This window comes from uncultured Aliiroseovarius sp. (assembly GCF_947497285.1).
Lineage (GTDB): Bacteria > Pseudomonadota > Alphaproteobacteria > Rhodobacterales > Rhodobacteraceae > Aliiroseovarius.
Map to the genome: position 1 here is coordinate 52,769 of NZ_CANMFT010000004.1, position 20,747 is coordinate 73,515.

General features: G+C 62.0%; 16 protein-coding genes and 1 riboswitch. Of the genes, 6 read left to right on the plus strand and 10 right to left on the minus strand.

Going from position 1 to position 20,747, the window contains the following annotated elements:
* The first annotated feature begins 44 nt into the window (after positions 1–44).
* From Q0864_RS08075 to Q0864_RS08090, 4 genes are all read left to right on the plus strand, one after another.
* Positions 45–584: an RNA polymerase sigma factor gene (locus Q0864_RS08075; protein WP_298567782.1), complete on the plus strand. Its 540-nt coding sequence runs from the start codon at positions 45–47 to the stop codon at positions 582–584.
* Positions 581–2,545, plus strand: a complete 1,965-nt coding sequence (locus Q0864_RS08080; RefSeq protein WP_298567785.1) for a VWA domain-containing protein — start codon at positions 581–583, stop codon at positions 2,543–2,545. Before Q0864_RS08075 ends, Q0864_RS08080 begins: the two co-directional genes overlap by 4 nt.
* A gap of 61 nt (positions 2,546–2,606) precedes the next feature.
* Positions 2,607–2,747: riboswitch (FMN riboswitch) on the plus strand.
* Between the two features lie 73 nt (positions 2,748–2,820).
* A complete protein-coding gene (locus Q0864_RS08085) occupies positions 2,821–3,705 on the plus strand; it encodes a DMT family transporter (RefSeq protein WP_298567789.1) in 885 nt (294 codons plus the stop codon).
* Positions 3,706–3,822: 117 nt separating this feature from the next.
* A complete protein-coding gene (locus Q0864_RS08090; protein WP_298567791.1) occupies positions 3,823–6,024 on the plus strand; it encodes a glycosyltransferase family 2 protein in 2,202 nt (733 codons plus the stop codon).
* Between the two features lie 64 nt (positions 6,025–6,088).
* On the opposite strand, the gene Q0864_RS08095 is transcribed toward Q0864_RS08090, so the two are convergent.
* The 5 genes from Q0864_RS08095 to Q0864_RS08115 all read right to left on the minus strand — a co-directional run bounded on the left by Q0864_RS08095 (position 6,089) and on the right by Q0864_RS08115 (position 11,410).
* A complete protein-coding gene (locus tag Q0864_RS08095; RefSeq protein WP_298567794.1) occupies positions 6,089–6,541 on the minus strand; it encodes an Hsp20 family protein in 453 nt (150 codons plus the stop codon).
* A 118-nt stretch (positions 6,542–6,659) separates the two neighbouring features.
* Entirely contained in the window at positions 6,660–7,484 is an 825-nt protein-coding gene (locus tag Q0864_RS08100) for a trypsin-like serine protease (RefSeq protein ID WP_298567797.1), read from the minus strand.
* 89 nt (positions 7,485–7,573) lie between these two features.
* On the minus strand, positions 7,574–8,854 hold the full coding sequence (gene glcF / locus Q0864_RS08105; protein WP_298567800.1) for a glycolate oxidase subunit GlcF: 1,281 nt from the start codon (positions 8,852–8,854) through the stop codon (positions 7,574–7,576).
* A 1-nt stretch (position 8,855) separates the two neighbouring features.
* A complete protein-coding gene (gene glcE / locus Q0864_RS08110; protein WP_298567803.1) occupies positions 8,856–9,980 on the minus strand; it encodes a glycolate oxidase subunit GlcE in 1,125 nt (374 codons plus the stop codon).
* Complete coding sequence (locus Q0864_RS08115; protein ID WP_298567805.1) at positions 9,977–11,410, minus strand: FAD-linked oxidase C-terminal domain-containing protein; 1,434 nt, start codon at positions 11,408–11,410, stop codon at positions 9,977–9,979. The genes glcE and Q0864_RS08115 overlap by 4 nt, the downstream gene beginning before the upstream one ends.
* An 88-nt stretch (positions 11,411–11,498) precedes the next feature.
* Between Q0864_RS08115 and Q0864_RS08120 the strand changes: the two genes are divergently transcribed.
* Positions 11,499–12,200, plus strand: coding sequence for a DUF599 domain-containing protein (locus tag Q0864_RS08120; protein ID WP_298567808.1), 702 nt, complete (start codon positions 11,499–11,501; stop codon positions 12,198–12,200).
* Positions 12,201–12,203: 3 nt separating this feature from the next.
* Here Q0864_RS08120 and Q0864_RS08125 read toward each other — a convergent pair whose 3' ends face one another.
* Genes Q0864_RS08125 through Q0864_RS08140 form a run of 4 tightly spaced genes read right to left on the minus strand, consistent with a single transcriptional unit; the run spans position 12,204 to position 18,950 of the window.
* Positions 12,204–14,312 carry a hypothetical protein gene (locus Q0864_RS08125; RefSeq protein ID WP_298567810.1) on the minus strand — a complete coding sequence of 703 codons (2,109 nt, stop codon included), beginning with the start codon at positions 14,310–14,312 and terminating at the stop codon, positions 12,204–12,206.
* Entirely contained in the window at positions 14,309–17,092 is a 2,784-nt protein-coding gene (locus tag Q0864_RS08130; protein ID WP_298567813.1) for a DUF4159 domain-containing protein, read from the minus strand. Before Q0864_RS08130 ends, Q0864_RS08125 begins: the two co-directional genes overlap by 4 nt.
* Complete coding sequence (locus tag Q0864_RS08135) at positions 17,089–17,949, minus strand: DUF58 domain-containing protein (RefSeq protein ID WP_298567816.1); 861 nt, start codon at positions 17,947–17,949, stop codon at positions 17,089–17,091. Before Q0864_RS08135 ends, Q0864_RS08130 begins: the two co-directional genes overlap by 4 nt.
* A complete protein-coding gene (locus tag Q0864_RS08140; protein WP_298567819.1) occupies positions 17,946–18,950 on the minus strand; it encodes a MoxR family ATPase in 1,005 nt (334 codons plus the stop codon). The genes Q0864_RS08135 and Q0864_RS08140 overlap by 4 nt, the downstream gene beginning before the upstream one ends.
* A 116-nt stretch (positions 18,951–19,066) precedes the next feature.
* Here Q0864_RS08140 and Q0864_RS08145 point away from each other — a divergent pair, with 116 nt between their 5' ends.
* Positions 19,067–19,630: a DUF1285 domain-containing protein gene (locus Q0864_RS08145; RefSeq protein ID WP_298568814.1), complete on the plus strand. Its 564-nt coding sequence runs from the start codon at positions 19,067–19,069 to the stop codon at positions 19,628–19,630.
* Positions 19,631–19,636: 6 nt separating this feature from the next.
* On the opposite strand, the gene Q0864_RS08150 is transcribed toward Q0864_RS08145, so the two are convergent.
* Positions 19,637–20,665 (minus strand): proline racemase family protein, encoded by a 1,029-nt coding sequence (locus Q0864_RS08150; protein ID WP_298567822.1) that lies wholly within the window; start codon positions 20,663–20,665, stop codon positions 19,637–19,639.
* Between the last annotated feature and the right edge of the window lie 82 nt (positions 20,666–20,747).

Here is a 20,747-nt window from a genome sequence, read left to right on the forward strand (position 1 = left end):
CCAAGGATTGACGTTTCACCCGCGTCTTACTCTATGTGAAGATGATGACCGATCAGGACGAGGAACTGGCCGCGGCGGCGGCGACAGGGGACAGGGCCGCCTTCGCGGCCTTGCTGTCACGCCATTATGACCGGCTGTTCGCGTTTACGTTTCGGATGACGGGAAACCGGGCGGAGGCCGAGGATCTGACGCAAGATATCTGCGCCGCCCTGCCTGCCAAGCTGCAAGGTTTCCGGGCGGAGGCGCGGTTTACAACATGGCTCTACCGCGTCGCCGTTAACGCCGCCCATGACCGCCGACGCCGTGCCGCAACCCACGCAAAGGCTGCGGATGGCTGGGGCGATTGGGAAGTGAACCGGCGCGAGGCGATCCGTGAAGAGGCCGAGGCGCAAGATTGGCTGACCCAGGCCATGACCGCCCTGCCCGACGAATTGCGCGACACCGTGGCGCTGGTGCTGGGCGAGGAACTGACACAGGCACAAGCCGGCGACATTCTGGGCCTGTCCGAAGGCACAGTCGCCTGGCGTATGTCCGAAGTAAAGAAACGCCTGCGTGCCATGCGGGCTGAGGAGGACGCGATATGACCGACGATCTTGACGATCTGAAGGCCGCCCTGCACGCGGCCCCACCTGCCCCGGACGCCTCGAAGAAAGAGGCCGATCTGGCGCTTGCGATGAAAAATTTCGATGACCTCCAAGGATCGCGTGACGGCGCGCGTCCTACTTCTGACGCTCCGAAATTCGGGGCGCTTGGAAAAGGAGTATCGAAAATGCTGAATGCTTTGAACACACGCGGCGGGTTGGCAGCGACGACCGCGCTGGTGGCGGTGAGCTTTGCCGTGCTGGTGGTGATGCCGAATGTGGATCAGGTGGAACTGCCGAGGGTGACAATGACCCCGACACCCACAGTCGAAGAGGTGCTGGCTGAACGCGAAAAGGTAAACGCGCCGCCCGCCCCCAAGCCGTTGGGAAAAGTCGCACAGCAACCCGCGCGGTCTCGGTCTGACACCACGGCTGAGTTGCGTGCGCAAACCGGTCAGGCCGCCCCTTCCGTTGTTGCCGAACCGTTGATAGAGGCGGACGGATCGTCTTTTGCGGACAGCGACGGTTACATCACCTATGACGAAATGCCGGGCATCCTGCCCATGCCACGGGAAGCAGGCGGCGAAGAATACGCCAACGTTGCCCCTTCTCCCCTTAAGATCGCCTCCGAAGACCCTGTCTCGACCTTCTCGATCGACGTGGACACGGCAAGCTATGCGGTGGTGCGGCGTGACCTGAAATCCGGCTATCTGCCCAACCCGGACGCGGTGCGGATTGAGGAGATGGTGAACTATTTCCCCTACGCATACCCCGCGCCCGAAGGGCCGCATCCGTTCGCCCCGACCGTTACGACGATGCAAACGCCTTGGAACGCGGGCACTCAGCTAGTGCAAATCGGTATTCAGGGCGAGATGATCACCGACCGCCCGCCGCTTAACCTTGTGTTCCTTATCGACACATCCGGGTCGATGTCTGACCCAGACAAGCTGCCGCTTCTGAAGCAAAGCCTGCGGTTGATGCTGTCCGAGCTGCGACCCGAAGATGAGGTCGCCATCGTCGCCTATGCAGGCAGCGCGGGCGAAGTTCTGGAACCCACCAAAGCCGCGGATCGCGCCACCATTCTGGGCGCGTTGGACCGGCTGGACGCCGGTGGATCGACGGCAGGTGCGCAAGGAATCGAACTGGCCTATCAGGTTGCGGACCGCATGGCCGCTGACGGCGAAATTGGCCGGGTGCTGCTGGCCACGGACGGTGATTTCAACGTGGGCATTCATGACCCTGACGCTTTGAAAGATTTCATCGCCAAGAAACGCGACACCGGCACTTATCTGTCCATTCTCGGCTTCGGGCGCGGCAATCTGGATGACGTGACGATGCAGGCACTTGCGCAGAACGGAAATGGGCAGGCCGCATACATTGACACGCTGGGAGAAGCGCGAAAAGTGCTGGTCGATCAGCTATCCGGCGCGCTTTACCCCCTTGCCGATGACGTAAAAATACAAGTCGAGTTCAACCCCACCCAGGTCGCGGAATACCGTCTGATCGGCTATGAAACCCGCGCCTTGGCGCGCGAGGATTTCAACAACGACAAGGTGGACGCGGGCGAGATTGGCGCGGGTCATCAGGTCACAGCGATCTATGAGGTGACGCCGGTGGGCTCGGACGCCGTTTTGACCGACGCGCTGCGCTATGCCCCAAGCCCTGACGCGGATGGGTCGGACGAGCTTGGGTTTCTCAAACTGCGCTACAAACGCCCCGGCGAGGATGTCAGCACGTTGATCGAGACGCCGATCATGTCCGACGCGGGCGATGCGGGCACCGAACAGCACTTCGCCGCCGCCATCGCAGGCTTCGGCCAGTTGCTGCGCGAGGACAAATATCTTGGCGACTGGAGCTATGGTGACGCCATCGCGTTGGCCAATGGGGCCAAGGGCGACGACCCTTACGGCTACCGCGCCGAGGCTGTCACGCTGATGCGTCTGGCGGAAAGTTTGTCGAAGTAACTGCGCTTGACCACACACCATCCCGCTCCTATCTTCCGTGTCGCTGCCCCTGCCGGGGTGGCGACATTCTCAGGGCGGGGTGAAACTCCCCACCGGTGGTCAAAGCCCACGAGCGCCTTGCGTTTCTAACGAAACGCTTGGGTCAGCAGATCCGGTGAAATTCCGGGGCCGACGGTTAAAGTCCGGATGGAAGAGGATGGTCTGAGGTGCGCGTATAACGCGCGCCTTGTCCTTCTGCCTTGGGTCAACGCGTAAGGAAGAAAGGACACTGCGCAATGGCTCATCAACTGACACTGACCACGCCCGTCAAGGCGGCGGGTCTTATGGTTCTGGCAGGCGCGAGTTTCGCCGTCGTGAACACGGCCCTGCAAGGGGCAACGATGAAAATGGGGGCGTCTGCGCCCTCGGTCACCTTCTGGCAATATCTGATCGCATTGGGCTTTTATCTGCCGTGGGTGTTTCGTCACCGCGCGGCGGCGATGAAAACCGGGCAGGTCTGGCTGCATATCCTGCGCGTGGCACTGGCCGCCGGGGGCGTGCAGCTTTGGACGCTGGGGCTGGCGCATGTGCCAATCTGGCAGGCCATCGCGCTGATCCTGCTGTCACCGTTTTTCGTGACCCTTGGCGCGGGGCTGGTCCTGCGCGAGACCGTATCCATCCATCGCTGGGGGGCCGTGATCCTTGGCATTATCGGTGGCGCAGTGATCCTTGAACCCTGGTCCGACAGGTTCGAGCTTGTCGCCCTTCTGCCGGTTGGCGCGGCGGCTTTGTGGGCCGCAAGCTCGGTCGTCACGAAGTTTCTGACCCGTGCGGATGGGCCGGAAACCGTGACCATCTATCTGCTGGTGCTGCTCAGCCCGATCAACGCTGCTTTGGCCCTTGGCACAGGTTTCACCCTGCCGACTGGCGCGATCTGGTTGGTGGTCGGCGCGGGACTGCTGACTGCCTTGGCGCAACATGTGTTGGTGCGCGCCTATTCGCTGGCCGACGCGGCCTTCCTGCAACCGTTCGACCACCTGAAACTGGTGTTCAACGTGTTGCTTGGCTTTGTAGTGTTCGGCTTCCTACCGACCGGATCCATGTGGTTGGGCACAGCGATCATTCTGGCCGCCAGCTTTTACCTTCTGGAACAGGAGCGTCGAACCACGGTGGTGGTGTAGTCTGGTCCTGCGCCTTCAGGCGCAGGCGCTGCCAGAAAACGGGTTGACCTTGGAAAGCGCCACTCAGTATGAGCGGGGGAAGCTCGCCATTGATGATTGTGCGAAAGAAGGCAGAACATGACCAAGCCATCCCTGACCATCGTCATGCCGTTCTATAACGAAGTCGCGTTTCTTGACCTTAGCGTGGCGTCGGTGTTGAGCCAGCGCATCGACGATCTTGAGGTCATCATCGTCAATGACAACCCGGAACAATTTGACCAGACATTCTTTGAAAAGCAGAACTTTCCCACGCAGGTGAAAGTGGTGCACCACGCAGCAAATGCAGGCCTGTCCCAAGCGCGAAACACCGGGATCGAACATGCTGAGGGCAAGTGGGTCGGGTTTCTGGACAGCGACGACTACTATCTTCCGCTTGGCTTGAAAGCGCAGTTCGATACTGCCGAAAAAACAAGCGCAGACATGATCCATGGTCTGGCGGTGCGCAATGGCTCCAACGCGGCCCAGGCACAGGTCTGCGTCGCGGACGCACAGAACAATGCTACGGCTGTTTTTGCCGTCGGCCGTCAGGTGCCAGAGGCAGGTTTTGGCATCTTTTCAAGCTGGTCATCGCTTTACAAACGCGAGTTTCTGACCCGTGCCGACCTGCGTTTTGACGTCGAGCAGCGAATATTCGAAGATCGCCTTTTCGTTGTGAATGCCATCAGTCACGCGCAATCCTTGGTCAAAATGGCAAAACCGGTGCGTGTATGGCGCAGGCGCGAAAGCTCGATCACCACGTCGCCCAACAGCGTGGCGGATTCATTGCTGAAGCTGAAAGCCTTTGAAAAATGTATCGACCATTGGCTTTCCGTTGAAGACTTGCGAGGCTTCGGCGTGCGCGAATTCGTGCGGATATGGTTGCATACCCTGACGCAATCGACCTCCAGCCCGTTCGAACATGCGTTCGGCAATATCGCTGGTCCCGATGCAAAGGTGCATGACGCATTGCTGCGCATTCTGAGCAAATATGACTTCACAAAGGAAGAGCTTGGTGACTGCCTTAAAGCAGATATGCGGCATGCCCGACGCACGGGCCCAAACCGGATGTCCACGGCGGATTTCCTGTTGTCGATCGAAAGCGCGGTCAAAGGCGACAACGTGACCTTGCGGCGCATCTATGATGCGTTCAACAATCTCCCCGCCAAGCCACCTGCACCGGCAATCGAGACGGGCCGCACAGACCCTTATATGGAAGGGGTTGAGTTCCATTTTCACGTTGGTCTGCACAAGACCGGCAGCACCTTTATCCAAAACATGCTGCGCGATAACCGTGAACAGCTCGCCAAGAACGGACTTCTTTTCCCGACGACCGGGTTGGGTTTTCCCGATGGGGTCTATCCGGTGCGCCCGGGTGGGCTGCCGGGGCATCAGGCCTTGCTATGGGCGGTCAATAACGACCCGGAGATGTTTGACCGTCTGCGTGCCGAGATCAGGGCGTCAGGCTGCAAAAAGGTATTAATCTCGGCCGAAAACCTGAGCGCACCGCTGAGCGATGAGGACCATCGGACCGCGACATTCGACCGACTGCTTGCGATGATCAAGCTATCGCCCGGCAACGCGCATGTGTTCGCGATGGTCCGCAGGCCGGATATCTGGATCGACCGGTATTTCCGCGAGATCGCCGGCAATGGCGCGATGGCTTCTTATCAATCCATCGACGAATTTGCGCTGAACAACGAACGCATTTTGTCGCTGCCTCATCTGTTTGGCGATTTCGAGGCACGGACCGGACACAAGGTGCGGTTGGGAAATTTCGACGAATTGACCCAAAAACCGCTGGTTGAACAGGTTTTGGCCCTGTGTGGATGCGACGCTGGCTTGGCCGCGTCGCTGGTTCAGCACGACCATGGGCGTTATCCGTCGCCCTGCAACGCCCAAGTCGAGATCGCCCGCCTTGTCACGCTGCTGCAGCCAAATCTGGCGACGCGGCAAGCGACACTTCAGGCCTTCTCTGGAATGGTCACGCCGACTGACCAGCATGACATCCTGCTGACGCCTGACGCCCGGCAAAAGATCGTGAATACGTTTATGGCCGAAAGCGCTGAATTCGCCGCGGATCGTGGCTATACCCACGCCGCACCTGATTGGAAGGCTGACATCGCGAACGCACCGGCCTCGGGCGCGATAGATATTCCTGAACGCTACATCCAAGCGATGATGCAAAGCGCAACCTGGGCCGCAGCCCTGCCGACCGATGACGGTCAGGCGCCGCAGAAATGGACTGCACAGCGCATCGCCAAGGGTATCTTGCGACGGGTGTTGCCGAACTTGAATATCTGATCCGGGGCAGGTGAAAAAACGGGCGCAGATTGCTGCGCCCGTCGTGGTGTCGAAGGCGGTTGGGTTACGCCTCGATCATTTTGCCGTCCAGATCCTTGGATGAGGCAATCTCGATCCGGCGCGGTTTTAGCGCTTCGGGCACTTCGCGCACAAGGTCGATATGCAGCATTCCGTGTTCATGGCTTGCATTGGTTACACGCACATGATCGGCAAGATGGAAGCGGCGTTCGAACGCGCGCGTTGCGATCCCGCGATGCAGATAGGTCCGCTCTTCCTCGTTCGCCTTTTTCGCAGCGACAATCAGGGCGTTTTCGCGGACTTCGACCGTCAGGTCTTCGTCGGAAAAGCCTGCAACAGCGATCGAGATGCGCCAGCCATCTTCATCGGTTTTTTCAATGTTGTAAGGGGGATAGCTTTCGCGGCTCACGTCATTTGTCAGCACCCGATCCATCAAGTCGGCGATCTGGTCAAACCCGACAGTGGCACGGTATAGGGGCGAAAGGTCAAAGTTACGCATGGTGTCCTCCTAGAAGCGACATGAGTTACGCCTTCCCATTGGGACAGGCAGGGAAACGGGCCCGCCCATGCGGCACCCGCATCACTAATTTATGGAGGATTTTTGCCCCTTCAAGGGGTCATGGACGCAGGAATTTTGCCCCACCCGGTCCGGCCGCACCGATGCCCGGACTTTTTACCGACGGGCGCGCCACCGGCAGGACGCGGCTAAACACGCCATCACCTGCCGCCAGCATTTCCATCATCTCGGCCAGTGGGCGTTCAAGATTTGTTCCCAGCGACACCGGAATGTCACGCACCATCGCCTTGGCCGAAATGACCGACACGATATGCGGGCGCCCGTCCTGCACAACGAACACCGGCGCCCCAGAGGACCCGAAATCGACCGAGCAGCTTAGAACCAACGCGCCGCTTTGGCGTGCCAGCACTTTGCACATTTCCTGTAGTGCCGGGCTTTCCGAGCGGTCATGCGCATATGAAACGACGCCCACCTCGGCGCCTTTGCGCGGGCGGGTAAAGGTGGCAAACGGCTTGACCGAGCTTTTCCGGATCGGTTGATCCAGTTCGAGCAACGCCAGATCGTTGACCACCCGCGCCGCCTTGTCGTCTGCAGTGAAGGTAAAATCGGGATGGACGATCACGCGCCGCGCGCCGCGATAGGCCGATGCCCGCCCGTTGCGCCATCCAGCCAGAAACTCGACATCTTCCGGGCCATAGCGTTGACCAGTGTCCCTGTCGAACATGCAATGCGCGGCGGTCAGGACAAGATTGTCCGCGATCATCGCGCCTGTGCACAGGGCGCCTCCGATATTCAAACGGCCGACACCTTCCCAGCCACGACTGTCATCGCCCGTCATCAACGACCGTAGCGGCGACGGGTCTGATGCGACCAACGGGCTGGCAAGCCAAAGACCCACCGCCATCAATGCGATTATTTTTCTCATTTCTCTGCCTCTGACGGGGCGGTTACTCCACCCTCTCACCATATGTTTAGGGCGAAAATATGGGCATGAGAAAGAAAAAATGGCAACCGTCAGGCCAATTTACGCGGCTGTGGCCCTCCGGTTGCCCAATCGAGCAACTCGACGGTGTGGACGACGGGAATACCTGTGCCCGACCCGATCTGCATCATGCAGCCGATATTGCCGGCCGCGATGATCTCGGGTGTTTTGGCCTCCAGATTGGTGACCTTGCGGCGTTTCAGTTCTTGCGAGATTGCGGGCTGCATCAGGTTGTAGGTCCCGGCAGAGCCACAACACAGGTGAGCATCGACCGGTTCCACCACCTCGAACCCCGCCCGTTTCAGCAGGGTTTTGGGGTGTGTCTTGACCTGTTGGCCGTGTTGAAGGCTGCAGGCCGAATGATAGGCCACACGCTTGTTCATTTGTGTCTCGGGCAGGTCCAGCGTCATCAGAAGCTCGCTGACATCCATCGCCATCGCCGACACCGTCGCGGCATGTTCCGCCAGCGCATCATTGCGGAACATGTGCCCGTAATCCTTCACCGTCGTGCCACAGCCCGAGGTGTTGATCACGATCGCGTCCAGCCCCGCGTCGTTCTTTTCGTGCATCCAAGCGTTGATATTGGCACCGGCTTGGGCGTGGCTTTCATGCTCCTTGCCCATGTGATGGGTCAGCGCGCCGCAGCAGCCCATGCCCTTGGCCACAACAACCTCGCACCCCAACCGGGTCAGCAGCCGGATGGTCGCGTCGTTGATGTCGGTGTCCAGCGCCTTCTGTGCGCAACCGGTCAGCAAGGCCACACGCTTCTTGCGCTCGCCTTTGGCCGGAAAGGTTTGCGGTTTGTCATTCGGGCTGGGTTTGGGCAGCTTGGGCGGTGCCATTTCCAGCATCGCTTCCAGACGCGGGTCGGGCATGAATTTTCGCAGCGGGCGACCAAGGCGCGCAGCCTGCATCGCCAATCGGAACCGGCCCGGATAGGGGATGATCTGTGCCAGCGTCCAGCGCAGCATCCGGTCAAACAGCGGACGTTTATAGGTCTTTTCGATATGCGCGCGGGCGTGGTCGATCAGATGCATGTAATGCACACCAGACGGACAGGTCGACATGCAGGCAAGACAGGACAAGCACTTGTCCACATGCTCGACCGTTTTCTTGTCGGCGGGGCGTCCGGCCTCCAGCATATCCTTGATCAGGTAGATGCGGCCGCGCGGGCTGTCGAGCTCGTCGCCCAGCACCTGATAGCTGGGGCAGGTCGCGGTGCAGAACCCGCAATGCACACAAGAGCGCAGGATTTCGTTGGCGCGCTTGATCGCGGGGTCCTTGAGCTGTTCGTCAGTGAAATGCGTTTGCATGTCAGGCTCCCATCAGGCCGGGGTTTAGAATGCCGCGCGGGTCAAACTTCGCACGCAGGCCTTGGGTGAGCGCCGCGATTGGTGCGTGTTCCGGGTGGAACACGGGCACCGATGCGCGCGTTGCGGCACTGGCGCGGATCAGCGTCGCATGACCGCCGATATGGCTCAGATCGTCGCGGATCATCTTGGCACCTGCGTCGCCTTCGTCCGCGACGCGCAGCCAGACCAGCCCGCCGCCCCAGTCAAAGATCGCGTCGGGTGACAACGCACCCAGTTCACGGACAAGCGCTGGGCCATCGGAGGGTTTGACCGAAATGCGCCAGACCGCGCCGTCTTTGCCAGCGAAGGGTGTGACGTCGCGCAGGTCGGACCAAAGGGCTGCGGACGCCGCCCCCTCGACCACATCGAAGCCATTCAGCACGCCGTCTTGCAGGGCTTTGGCGCGATAGGCAACCGATTGTTCCAAGCCCTCAAGCCGGATCATCGTCTGCCCGTTCATCTGCGCAGCACCGGTCACGTCGAACGGCGACCCTAGGGCTGCCGCCATCGAGGTCACGGCAGTTTCAGCCGATTGACCCTCGCAGACCAGCGTTGCCTCGGTTTCAGGAATGGCGAGCACTTTCAGGCTGACCTCGGTCAACACGCCCAACGTGCCCCAGCTTCCGGTCATCAGCTTCACGAGGTCATAGCCGGTCACGTTCTTCATCACGCGCCCACCGTTTTTCAAAACCTGCCCCTGCCCGTCGACAAATCGCACACCAAGGCAGAAATCACGGGCCGCCCCGACCTGAATACGCCGCGGGCCAGAGGCATTCGTGGCGATCACACCGCCGATGGTGGACGCGCCCTTGGTGCCCAGCAAAGCGCGCATGTCGCCCGGTTCAAAGGCAAGCCGCTGGCCTTCGGCGGCGAGCAGCGTTTCAATTTCAGACAGCGGCGTTCCGGCGCGCGCCACCAGCGTCAGCGCGCCGGGTTCGTAAAGGGTGACGCCGGTCAGGCCGCGTGTCGAAAGCTCCGCCCCATCAACCGGCGCGCCGATATCGCGGGTGCCACCGCCTTGAATGCGCAAGGGGCCATTGGCCGCGACAATCGCCTCGGCCAGGTCTGCTTCAGTGGTCAGGGTCATGAGGCGCGCCTTGTTTCCGTGCTGGCCAAGGGAAACACCTTGGCGGGGTTCAAAAGCCATGCCGGGTCAAACACATCTTTGACGGCCAATTGGATCTCAAGATCCGTTTGGTTGTATTGCGAAACCATCAAGTCCCTTTTTTCAACTCCGACCCCATGCTCGCCTGTCAGGCATCCGCCGACCTCGACACAGAGCTTCAGAATATCGGCCCCGAACGCCTCGCATTTCTCAAGATCGCCGGGTTTGTTGGCATCAAACAGGATCAGTGGGTGCATGTTGCCGTCGCCCGCGTGAAACACGTTGCCAACGTCCAGCCCGTAGTCCTTTGACATCTCGCCGATGCGGCGCAGCACCAAAGGCAGTTCCGACACCGGAATTGTGCCGTCCAGACACATATAGTCGTTGATCTGCCCCATGGCGCCGAACGCGGACTTGCGCCCCAGCCAGATTTTCGCGCTTTCCTCAGCCGAGGTGCTTTCACGCAGTTCCACCGGGTTGTGCGTTCGCGCGATCTTCACGATGCGCGCCAACTGGTCGTCGATCTCGGCGTCCGAGCCTTCGACCTCGATAATCAACAACGCCTCGCAATCGGGGTATCCTGCACCTGCAAACGCCTCGGTCGCACGAATACAGGGGCGGTCCATAAACTCGATCGCGACGGGCAGGATGCCGGATTTGATGATGTCAGAGACACAGGCGCCCGCGACTTCGTTGCTGTCAAAGCCAACCAAGACCGGACGTGCGCCTTCTGGCTTGGCGAGGATGCGCAAAGTGGCTTCTGTCACGATGCCCAATTGGCCCTCGGACCCACAGATCAGTCCCAACAGGTCCAACCCGCCCGCATCCAGATGCGCGCCGCCGATTTCCACGACCTCGCCATCGGCCATGACCATCGTCACGCCCATCAGGTTGTTGGTTGTCACGCCGTATTTCAGGCAATGCGCGCCGCCCGAGTTCATCGCGATGTTGCCCGCAATGGCGCAGGCCAGTTGTGACGAGGGGTCGGGCGCGTAAAAGAACCCTTCTTCCTCGACCGCACCTGTGACGGACAGGTTGGTACGCCCTGACTGCACCCGGATGATCCGGTTGGCATAGTCGGTTTCCAGCACATCGTTCAGCCGCGCGACCCCAAGGATCACGCTGTCTGCCGTGGGCAATGCGCCACCGGCCAGCGATGTGCCTGCCCCGCGCGGCACGACCGGCACGCTTTCTTCGTGGCAGATGCGCATGACCGCCGAGACCTCGGCGGTCGACGATGGCAGCACAACACAAAGCGGTGGGCATTTATACGCTGTCAGTGCGTCGCATTCGTAAGCACGGGTCTGGATTGGGTCATGCACGACCGCCCCGTCTGACAGCACCGATTGCAGACGCTTCACAATCTGGTCCTTGCGGTCAAGGATCGCGGCGTTTGGGGTCGGCATCTGCATCGGAATCCCTCCACTTTCGACAATTGGTAAAAAGATATTACCAATTTTCCGATTTGGCAACCGAAAGGAATGCGCATAGCGTGCGCTCATGTCTTTGACCGAACGCCTTTCACTGTTTTCGTTGATGGACGGCACCGCTGTCTGCCTGATCATCCTGGCCTGGAGCTTGATCGGCTGGCGGATTGAGCATGCCTCGCCCAATCGCCCCTCGGTCTCGCGGCTTATGGCGCAATATCGGCGCGATTGGATGGTGCAATTCGTCGACCGCGATCCACGCATCTTTGACAGCGCAATCCTGTCCACCTTGCGGCAAGGGGCCAGCTTCTTTGCCTCTGCTTCGATGATCGCGATCGGGGGCGGCATGGCGCTGTTGGGCAATACAGATCGGTTGCGCGGGGTCGCACACGACCTGACCCTTGCCAGCGCGCCAGAGCTGGTGTGGGAGGTCAAGATCCTGCTGGTCGTTCTGTTTCTGGCCAATGCGTTTCTGAGTTTCGTCTGGTCGCATCGCCTGTTTGGCTATTGCGCCGTGGTCATGGCCTCGGTGTCCGTTGATCCAAGCGACCCGACCGCCCTGCCCCGCGCCCGCAAGGCAGGCGACATCAACATCTCGGCCGCGCGCAGTTTCAATCGCGGCTTGCGCTCGGTCTATTTTGCGATGGGGTCACTGGCGTGGTTGCTTGGGCCCGTCCCCTTGATCGCGGCGACGTTGCTGACCGTCATTGTTTTGTGGCGACGCGAATTTGCGTCCCATTCCCGCGCTGTTTTGATGCAGCCGGATGAGGCGTAGTTCTTAGGTCTGGCGTTTCGCAGGCTGACGCACGCCGCCGCGCCCCTCAACAAGCCATGCCCCGATCAGGGTCAGGGCCGCAAGCGCCAGCATCAGCCAAGGTGGGGCCAGCGGTATGACGCGGATCGCCTGCGTCACATAGGCATCGCGCGGGGTGTAGCCGATCCAGCCACGCCCATGCGCGACCTGTCCAACCCGCACCGGGCGCAGAGCGGGCAATCCGCCTTCGATCCGGGCGACGGTGCCGCCAGTGGCATTTGTCAGGGGCGCGACGCCTGCCGGATCGGCAATCGGCTGGGCAAATTCGCGCGCCGCAGCCACGCCGCGCACCACTACAGTGGCCAGATCGCCCTGCGTCACACGAAACAGGCCATTCTCGGACGTCCCAAGATCGGCAGAGAACCTGCCCGGGCCAGTTTCATCAAGCCGCAACGCCGCTGTCGTGCCGTCAGGTGATGTCACGGTGGCCTCGGGCAGCGTGTCCATCATCGTGCGCCGGGTGATCAGCAGCCCCGCCTCGGTCGCTTCGGCCAAAAGCGCCTCTTCCTCTAGTTCGGATTCGCGCATCAACCAGTGGGCCAACCGGCGCAACAGTTCAAGCTGGGGGCCTCCGCCTTCAAAGCCGCGCGCCCACAGCCACGCGTGGTCAGAGGCCAGAAGCGCCACCCGGCCCTCGGCCACGCGGTCGACGGTCAACAGCGCGCCGTCGTCGGGGCCAGACAGGATCGCGTGCCCCGACTTGGGGTCAAGCTCAACCCAGCGCAACCATGGACCCCAGCCGCCTTCGGGTGCGTCGTCCTGCAAATCGCGGGTGACGGGGTGGCGTTGTCCTGCATCGGTCACCTTGGGACGGAAAGGCGCTTCGACAAGGCGCCCGGTTGGCAGGGCCGGCAGGATGTCAGACAGGCTGGAGCGCGCGATGCTGTCCGCGCTGGCCAGTGCCGGCCCCGCCGAAACCAGCACCGCACCGCCGCGTTCAACGTAAGACCGCACACTGTCCAGATATCCGCCCGGCAAAATTCCACGTAATCGGTATCGGTCGAAAATGATCAGGTCAAATTCGTCGATCTTGTCGACGAACAGTTCCTGAGTTGGAAAGGCAATCAGGCTCAGTTCATAGACGGGCACGCCGTCCTGTTTTTCCGGCGGGCGCAGGATGGTGAAATGCACGAGGTCCACCGCGCTGTCGGATTTCAGAAGGTTGCGCCAGGTCCGGGTGCCGGGATGCGGCGTGCCGGACACCAAGAGCACGCGCAGTCGGTCGCGCACGCCGTTGACCTCGATCACGGCAGCATTGTTGCGGACGGTCAGCTCTCCGTCTGCTGCGGGCAAGGTTACGTGGATCAGGTTGCGCCCCGCATGGGTCAGCGTCAGCGGCAAAACGATGTCTTCCCCGACCCGCGCCAACAGAGGCTCCGCCGGCCCCCCGTCATGCGACACCATCAGTTCGACCAAAGCGTTGCCAGCGACCGCGCTCGCGGTGGGATCTGCGCCCAACGCATCGACCCTTAAGTGAATTTCGGTTTCTTCGCCAAGGATGGCAAAGGCGGGCGCTTTGATGACTGATAAGCGCCAGTCCCAATCCTGAGCGCGCCCGGTCAGCATCGCGTGAAAAGGCGCAGGCAGGCTGGGCGCGCTTGCGGGATCATGGATCACCCCATCGGTCAATGCCACCACACCCGCAACCCGGTCGCGTGGCAAGTCTGCAAGGGCAGCCGTCACGGCCGCCACCAGGTGCGTGCCGTCAGGGGCGGAAATGTCTGCAAATTCCGACAAGCGCCGCAGTGAAAGTTCCAATCCGTCACGCGCGGCGACTTGCGTCTGCAACGCCTCAAGCGCCGCGGATGACTGCGCTTCTCGGTCTGACAAGGTCTGCGAGGCGCTGTCATCAACAACGACCAGAAGGATATCGGACAACGGGTCGCGATCTTCTTGTTGCAAGGACGGGCCGGACAGGGCGACCAAAACCGCAAGCGCGGCGGCGGCACGCAGCGCCCAGCCTGACAGCCCCCGCCAGATCGCCAAGGCAAGCGCAAAGGCCACAAGCCCCGCCAGTGCCGCGATAACCGGCCATGGCAGCCCCGGCGAGAAGATCAGCTCTGAAGCATTCATTCGCCCAACCTTTCCAGCAGCGCCGGCACATGCACTTGGTCGGATTTGTAGTTGCCCGTCAGAACATGCATGACAAGATTGATCCCAAACCGCATCGCCATCTCGCGTTGCCGTTCACCCGCTTGCCCGCGCCCAACCGGAAACATTGGCGCCCCGTCGGGCCGGATGGCCCACGCGCCCGCCCAGTCGTTGCCGCCGATGACCACCGGGCTGACGCCATCGTTCAGGTTGCGAAACGGCATCCCTTCTGCGCGTTCGGCGTTCGGGGGCGCCGCCTCGACCCAGGCGGGCCCGCGCGCGCGCCCGGGAAAGTCCTCGAGCAAATAGAAGGCGCGGGTCAGGACGTGGTCGCTGGGCACCGGTTCAAGCGGTGGCAACCCAAGCGGAAGCGCAATGGCGCGCAATCGGCGCGCGGCGGGACTTTCGCCCCCAAAGCCCGCGTCGCGCGTGTCAAACAGGATAAAGCCTCCCGCCGCCAGATATTGTTTCAGGCGACCATAGGCCTCTGGGCCGGGAAGCGCGGTTGTGTCAGTGATCGGCCAGTAAAGAAAGGGAAAGACCGCAAGCGCGTCGGTTTCGATATCCACCCCAATGGGCGGCGCTGGTTCGACGGATGTGCGTGAAAACAGCTCGTCCGACAGCCCCATCAGGCCTGCCTTCGCAACGTCATCAGTGGCGCGGTCACCGGTCAGCACATGGGCCAGCGTGACAACGGCTGCGGCTTCGACCGCGCCCGCAAGCGCATCCGCGTCATCGCTCTGCGCGACACCCTCGGACGGCGTGGCAAGACACAGCGCGACCAGAACCGCCGCTGCTTGCCCACCGGGTCGCGCCCTGAGCCGACCTGTCAGTCGCCCCGTCAACCACAGGCTGGCCAGCACATCCAGCACCCCCAGCCCCAAAGCGGCCGCCAGCAAAAGCGGCGCAAGATCGCGGGACGCGCGCGCCTCCTGCCATCGGGGCAAAATGCGGTCGGGCCACGCGGCAGCAGACAGGTTGGCGTTGTCAGTCAGAGTGTTGACCGCGAACAGGCGGTCCCCTTCGGCATACAGACCCGGCGGCACCTCGCGCCTGGCCCCCGCCAAGAGATCGGGGCCCGGAATACCTGCTTGCGCGCCCGCGGGCCCCAGCTGTCCAAACGGATCAAGCAGGCGCGCGGCCACCCATTGCGTACCCTCCAGCGCCTCGGGCTGAAGCTGTCCCGGCGGCGTCGAGACAGCCAGCCGTTCAAGCATCTGAACGAACAACCCGGACAGTGCCAAGGACGACCATTCCGCATTGGCCGAGACGTGAAACAACACAACCTGCCCGCTGCCCAAGGCCTTGCGTGTGACAAGCGGTGTGCCATCGGCAAGCGTTGCGAGGGTCTTGTCTGCAAGGTCGGGGCTGGGTTCGGCCAAAATCTGGGCGCGCACGGTCACATCAGGTGGCACACGAAGCCCATAGAACGGCGAAGTTTCAGGGAATGGGGCAAGCGCGCGCGGGGCACCCCAGCTCATCGCGCCACCCACCACACGCCCACCCGACCGCAAACGCACGGGTAGCAAGATGTCTTCAACCCCGCGCCCCGTGTCGGCAGCCGCCAGACGCGGCCCGGCGAACCGCAGCAACAAGCCACCCTGCGCCACCCACGACGCCAAGGCCTTCTGATCAGGCTCTGCCAGGTTGGGAATGTCTGGAAGGATCACCACTTCCGGGCCGGCTTCGATCAGGGTCTTGATCACATCGGCTTCGACCACCTCGGCCGAGGGCACAAGCGCCTCGCGCAGATAGTGCAGCGGCGACAGCAGCTCCAACCCTTCGCGCGACTGAACACCGGTCAGAAGCGCGACCCGACGGCGGCGCAGGCTGTCATCGGCCAAGGTGATCGCGCCCGAGGCACGTTGATCCTCCACCTGAAACCGGGTGATCCGGTTGCGAAGTTCGGACGGCAGATCAAGGCGCGCCTCTTCACGCACTGCCCCTGCCCCGAAGGTCACCATGGTCGAGGCCAAGACGCGCTCAACCCCCGACGGGTCCGGCCCGACCCCTTGCAGCTGAATGCTTTGTTCCGTGATCGCTGGGCTGCGCAGTGCGGTCAGCACCAATGCGCCGTCTTCGACCTTCACGGGCAACAGACCCAAGCGCGGCGCGGTGGGCTCCAGCACATCGACACGCCCTGCGGCTTCAAAGGCGGTCAAAAGCGCGGTGCGGCCATCGCGCGCCAGCCCATCGGACAGCCAAATCGTGTCGACTTGCCCGATCCCGGCCACCCAATCCGGAGCAGACCCGTAGTCTGCATTCCAAGCGACGGGCAACAAACCGGGCAGTCGCGCCCGCCAATCGCCCGCGCTTTGCCACTGCGGCGGTGCAGCGTCGGCTGTGGCCACGGCGTGTGACAAGGCGATCGCTACAGGGCGGCCCGCCTGACCTGCCTGGTCCAACTGATCTTCGATGGCAGATATCCGTTGCGGCCAGTCCGCGGCAGACGCCCAATTCGCATCGACGAAAATCAACAGCGGGCCGGACCGGGCCTGGCGGACTTCCGGGTTCAGGACCGGCCCGGCAAACCCAAGAATCAACGCCGCAACCGCCAACATGCGCAACAAAAGCAGCCACCACGGGGTGCGTTCACTTTCTGCGTCTCGATCCTCTAACCCCAACAACAGCGTCACGGCAGGAAAGATCTGACGGATCGGCGCAGGTGGCACCGCACGCAAGAGCCACCACAAGACGGGCAACGCCACCAGCGCGGCCAACAGCCAAGGGGTCGCAAATGCGATGGGAAGGCCCAGGATCATCGGTGCCCCTCGATCGCGTGGTAAAGCCACAAAAGGGCCGCGCTGTCCGCATCACCGCTGTGGTGGGTGTGGAATTGCCAACCCGTGCGACGCGCAAGATCTGCAAGGTCCGCCTTGCGTGCCGCCAGACGGTCCAGATACCGGCTGCGCAAGTCGCGTGCTTCGCGCGTGTCGTGTTCCAACCGGCCACCCATATCCTCGAACACCATACGGCCACGGAAGGGAAATGCTTCTTCGACCGGGTCAAGGATCTGGAACAGAACGCCGGTGACACCCCGGTCGGCCGACTTGGCAACAGCTTTCGTCACAGGATCGAGGTCACCCAGGAAATCCGACAGAAACACCGCACGCGACCGGGCCGGCGGGTCTGCAAAACCGGTCGTCTGCGCAGGCGCGATTAGCGCAGATGCCATGCGCGACAGGGCGAGCTCTCCGCGCCCGGCCGGGGCCGCGTTGGTGGCCAACCCCACACGTTCGCCGCCGCGCACCAGAAGGGTCGCCAAGGCCATCGCGATCAGACGCGCCAGCGCGCCTTTTTCGGGCACATCCGGTGAGGATGCAAACGCCATCGAAGGCGACGCGTCCACCCAAAACAGCACGCTTTGCGCCGCCTGCCATTCTTTCTCCTGCACATAATGATGATCCGACCGGGCCGACCGACGCCAGTCGATACGGTGCGCAGGATCACCGGGCTGGGCCGGGCGAAACTGCCAGAACGCATCCCCCTGACCTGGCCTGCGGCGACCATGTTCGCCCAGTTCGACGCTTGCCGCCAAATGACGCGCCTGCGCCAAAAGGGGCGGCAAGCGTTCTGCCAGCGCCTCGGCGCGGCTACGTAATATGGGCTGCGCGGTCACGCCGCCGCCACGGATTTAGTGGCCTGTTCCACCACGGCGTCAATTACTTCGGTCAGGGTATGGCCGGCCGCGCGCGCCCGGTAACTCAGCGCCATGCGGTGGCTCAGAACGGGGCGGGCCAAGGCGCGCACATCGTCGATGCCCGGCGCAAGCCGCCCGTCGATCAGCGCACGTGCCCGCGCCAAAAGCATCAGCGCCTGTGCTGCCCGCGGTCCCGGCCCCCAGCTGACCGCGTCGCGCACGATCTGGGGGGCGGTGTCATCGTCAGGACGACAGGCGCGCACGAGGTCAAGGATTGCTTCAACCACGCTTTCGCCCACTGGCATCCGACGCAGCAACGATTGCGCTGCAAGCAATTCAGCGCCGGTGAATACCGGTTCCGCCTGCGCCTCATCGGTGCCGGTCGTAGCCAGCAGGATATCGCGTTCTGCATCCCGGTCGGGGTATTCCACATCGACCTGCAACAAGAAGCGGTCCAACTGCGCCTCTGGCAGCGGATAGGTGCCTTCCTGCTCCAGCGGGTTTTGCGTGGCCAGCACATGGAACGGCGTGCCCAGTTCATGGGTCTGCCCGGCGACTGAAACCTGATGTTCCTGCATCGCTTGCAACAGCGCGGACTGGGTGCGGGGGCTTGCGCGGTTGATCTCGTCCGCCAAAAGAAGCTGGCAGAAGATCGGGCCTTTGAGGAACCGGAACGACCGCGCGCCATCTGCGCTTTCTTCCAGCACTTCCGCCCCAAGAATGTCTGATGGCATCAAGTCAGGTGTAAACTGGATGCGCCCCTCACGCAGCCCCATCACGGTGGACAAGGTTTCCACCAGCCGCGTTTTGCCCAAGCCCGGTAGGCCAATCAGCAGCGCGTGACCGCCGGCCAGCAAAGCGGACAGGGTCAGATCAACCACCTGATCTTGCCCGATGATCCGGCGGGCAATCATCTCTTTCGCGCGGGCAAGCGTGCCGCTGAGGGCTTCGATCTCGTCCAAAAGGGCTTCGTTGGTCATGGAAATTCCTCCGCTCCGCTATTACATTTCATTAAAGGCCAAACGCGTCGGGGGAACAAATGACAAAAGCGCCAAGTGACGGGAAATCGCCGGAAAAAGCTGCCGTCGGCGGAAACATGACCGAAACGCTGGCCGCAGCCGCGCGTAAAGCGGGCAAGAAGGGTCCGCCGCCGGTCCATCTTTGGAACCCTGATTTTTGCGGTGACCTGGACATGCGGATCGCGCGGGACGGGACGTGGTTTTACCTTGGCACGCCTATTGGGCGGCATGAGCTTGTGAAGCTGTTTTCATCCATCATTCGCAAGGACGGTGACGACTATTTCCTTGTGACCCCGGTCGAGAAAGTCGGCATCACCGTCGATGACGCGCCCTTCGTCGCCATCGACTTCGAGCCATCTGGCACGGGCCGCGATCAGGTGCTGACCTTCACGACCAATGTGGGCGACGAAACCAGCGCGGGCCCGGACGCCCCTATTCGCGTTGTGCGTGACCCGGACACTGGCGAGCCTTCGCCTTATGTGCTGGTGCGCACGAACCTTGAGGCGCTGATTGATCGTAAGAGCTTTTACCGACTGATCGACCTTGGCGCGCATGAAGATCAGGACGGCGAAAGTTGGTTCGGGCTGTGGTCGGGCGGCACGTTCTTCCCGATCATCCCCTCCGTTGATCTGGACGTCTGACAGGCATCAAGACGCCCCCCATGTGTCTTTCAGGCGATAGCCTTCGGGCCAGGGGTCGGACGGGTCCAGCATGTGCTGGTGAACGCCGGTGATCCAGCCACGACCCGAAATGGACGGCACGATTGCGGCGCGGCCCCCAACTTTGGCGTCCCGCACAATCTGTCCGGTGAAGGTGGACCCGATGATCGAGGTCGCGACGAGGCTGTCGCCAACGCCCATTTCGCCCTGCGCGACCAACACCGCCATGCGCGCGGACAGGGCGGTGCCAGTCGGTGATCGGTCTACTTTTCCCGGCTGAATGGCAACGGCGGCGCGGGCTGTAAGGTGATCCTTTTCACGGCTGAGCGCCCCGGCAAACAAGCAAAACGAGATATGGTCCCAATCCGGGTTTTCCGGATGCGTAAAGCCAAGCTGTTCATTTGCCGCATTGGTGATCCGCACACCCAGCCGCGCAATGTCGGCGGCTTCATCCTCGCAAATGCCAAAGCCCAAAGCAGCCGCGTCGACAATGACAAAACTGTCGCCGCCATATGCCGTGTCGACGGTTAGACTGCCCACGCCCTCGACCTCAAGCGGCACAGACAGACGGTCTGCGAAGCTTGCAACATTCTCGACAGTGATGCGGTGTGCCTTGCCGTCTTTACAGTCTGCGCGAACACGCACCAGCCCGCCCGGCGCTTCAAGCACCATTTCCGTCACCGGCTCGGTCATCGGGATGATGCCGCTGTCCAGAAGCACCGTTGCCACGCAGATCGAGTTGGACCCAGACATGGGGGGCGTGTCCTCAGGCTCCATGATGATGAACGCTGCATCGGCGTCTGGATGCTTCGGCGGCACCAGCAGGTTCACATGACGAAACACGCCGCCGCGCGGTTCGTTCAGGACGAAATTGCGCAGGGTCTGATCCTTTGCGATAAAACGGCTTTGGTCCCAAATCGTATCGCCGGGCGGCGGCGCGACACCACCGACGATCACATCGCCCACCTCGCCTTCTGCATGGCAGGAAATCACGTGAATGGTCTTGGAACTGCGCATTTTCTTGGCCCCTCGCGGATGTTCAGCCCCACCACTGTCCTTGCCACGATGCCCCGGCACAAGAAGAATTCGCCTCGCCCCG

What these genes read in the sequence shown, in the direction of transcription:
- Q0864_RS08075 (WP_298567782.1), top strand. Translation starts at nt 45, where the DNA reads ATGACCGATCAGGACGAGGAACTGGCCGCGGCGGCGGCGACAGGGGAC.
- Q0864_RS08080 (WP_298567785.1), top strand. Translation starts at nt 581, where the DNA reads ATGACCGACGATCTTGACGATCTGAAGGCCGCCCTGCACGCGGCCCCA.
- Q0864_RS08085 (WP_298567789.1), top strand. Translation starts at nt 2,821, where the DNA reads ATGGCTCATCAACTGACACTGACCACGCCCGTCAAGGCGGCGGGTCTT.
- Q0864_RS08090 (WP_298567791.1), top strand. Translation starts at nt 3,823, where the DNA reads ATGACCAAGCCATCCCTGACCATCGTCATGCCGTTCTATAACGAAGTC.
- Q0864_RS08095 (WP_298567794.1), bottom strand. Translation starts at nt 6,541, where the DNA reads ATGCGTAACTTTGACCTTTCGCCCCTATACCGTGCCACTGTCGGGTTT.
- Q0864_RS08100 (WP_298567797.1), bottom strand. Translation starts at nt 7,484, where the DNA reads ATGAGAAAAATAATCGCATTGATGGCGGTGGGTCTTTGGCTTGCCAGC.
- glcF (WP_298567800.1), bottom strand. Translation starts at nt 8,854, where the DNA reads ATGCAAACGCATTTCACTGACGAACAGCTCAAGGACCCCGCGATCAAG.
- glcE (WP_298567803.1), bottom strand. Translation starts at nt 9,980, where the DNA reads ATGACCCTGACCACTGAAGCAGACCTGGCCGAGGCGATTGTCGCGGCC.
- Q0864_RS08115 (WP_298567805.1), bottom strand. Translation starts at nt 11,410, where the DNA reads ATGCAGATGCCGACCCCAAACGCCGCGATCCTTGACCGCAAGGACCAG.
- Q0864_RS08120 (WP_298567808.1), top strand. Translation starts at nt 11,499, where the DNA reads ATGTCTTTGACCGAACGCCTTTCACTGTTTTCGTTGATGGACGGCACC.
- Q0864_RS08125 (WP_298567810.1), bottom strand. Translation starts at nt 14,312, where the DNA reads ATGAATGCTTCAGAGCTGATCTTCTCGCCGGGGCTGCCATGGCCGGTT.
- Q0864_RS08130 (WP_298567813.1), bottom strand. Translation starts at nt 17,092, where the DNA reads ATGATCCTGGGCCTTCCCATCGCATTTGCGACCCCTTGGCTGTTGGCC.
- Q0864_RS08140 (WP_298567819.1), bottom strand. Translation starts at nt 18,950, where the DNA reads ATGACCAACGAAGCCCTTTTGGACGAGATCGAAGCCCTCAGCGGCACG.
- Q0864_RS08145 (WP_298568814.1), top strand. Translation starts at nt 19,067, where the DNA reads ATGACCGAAACGCTGGCCGCAGCCGCGCGTAAAGCGGGCAAGAAGGGT.
- Q0864_RS08150 (WP_298567822.1), bottom strand. Translation starts at nt 20,665, where the DNA reads ATGCGCAGTTCCAAGACCATTCACGTGATTTCCTGCCATGCAGAAGGC.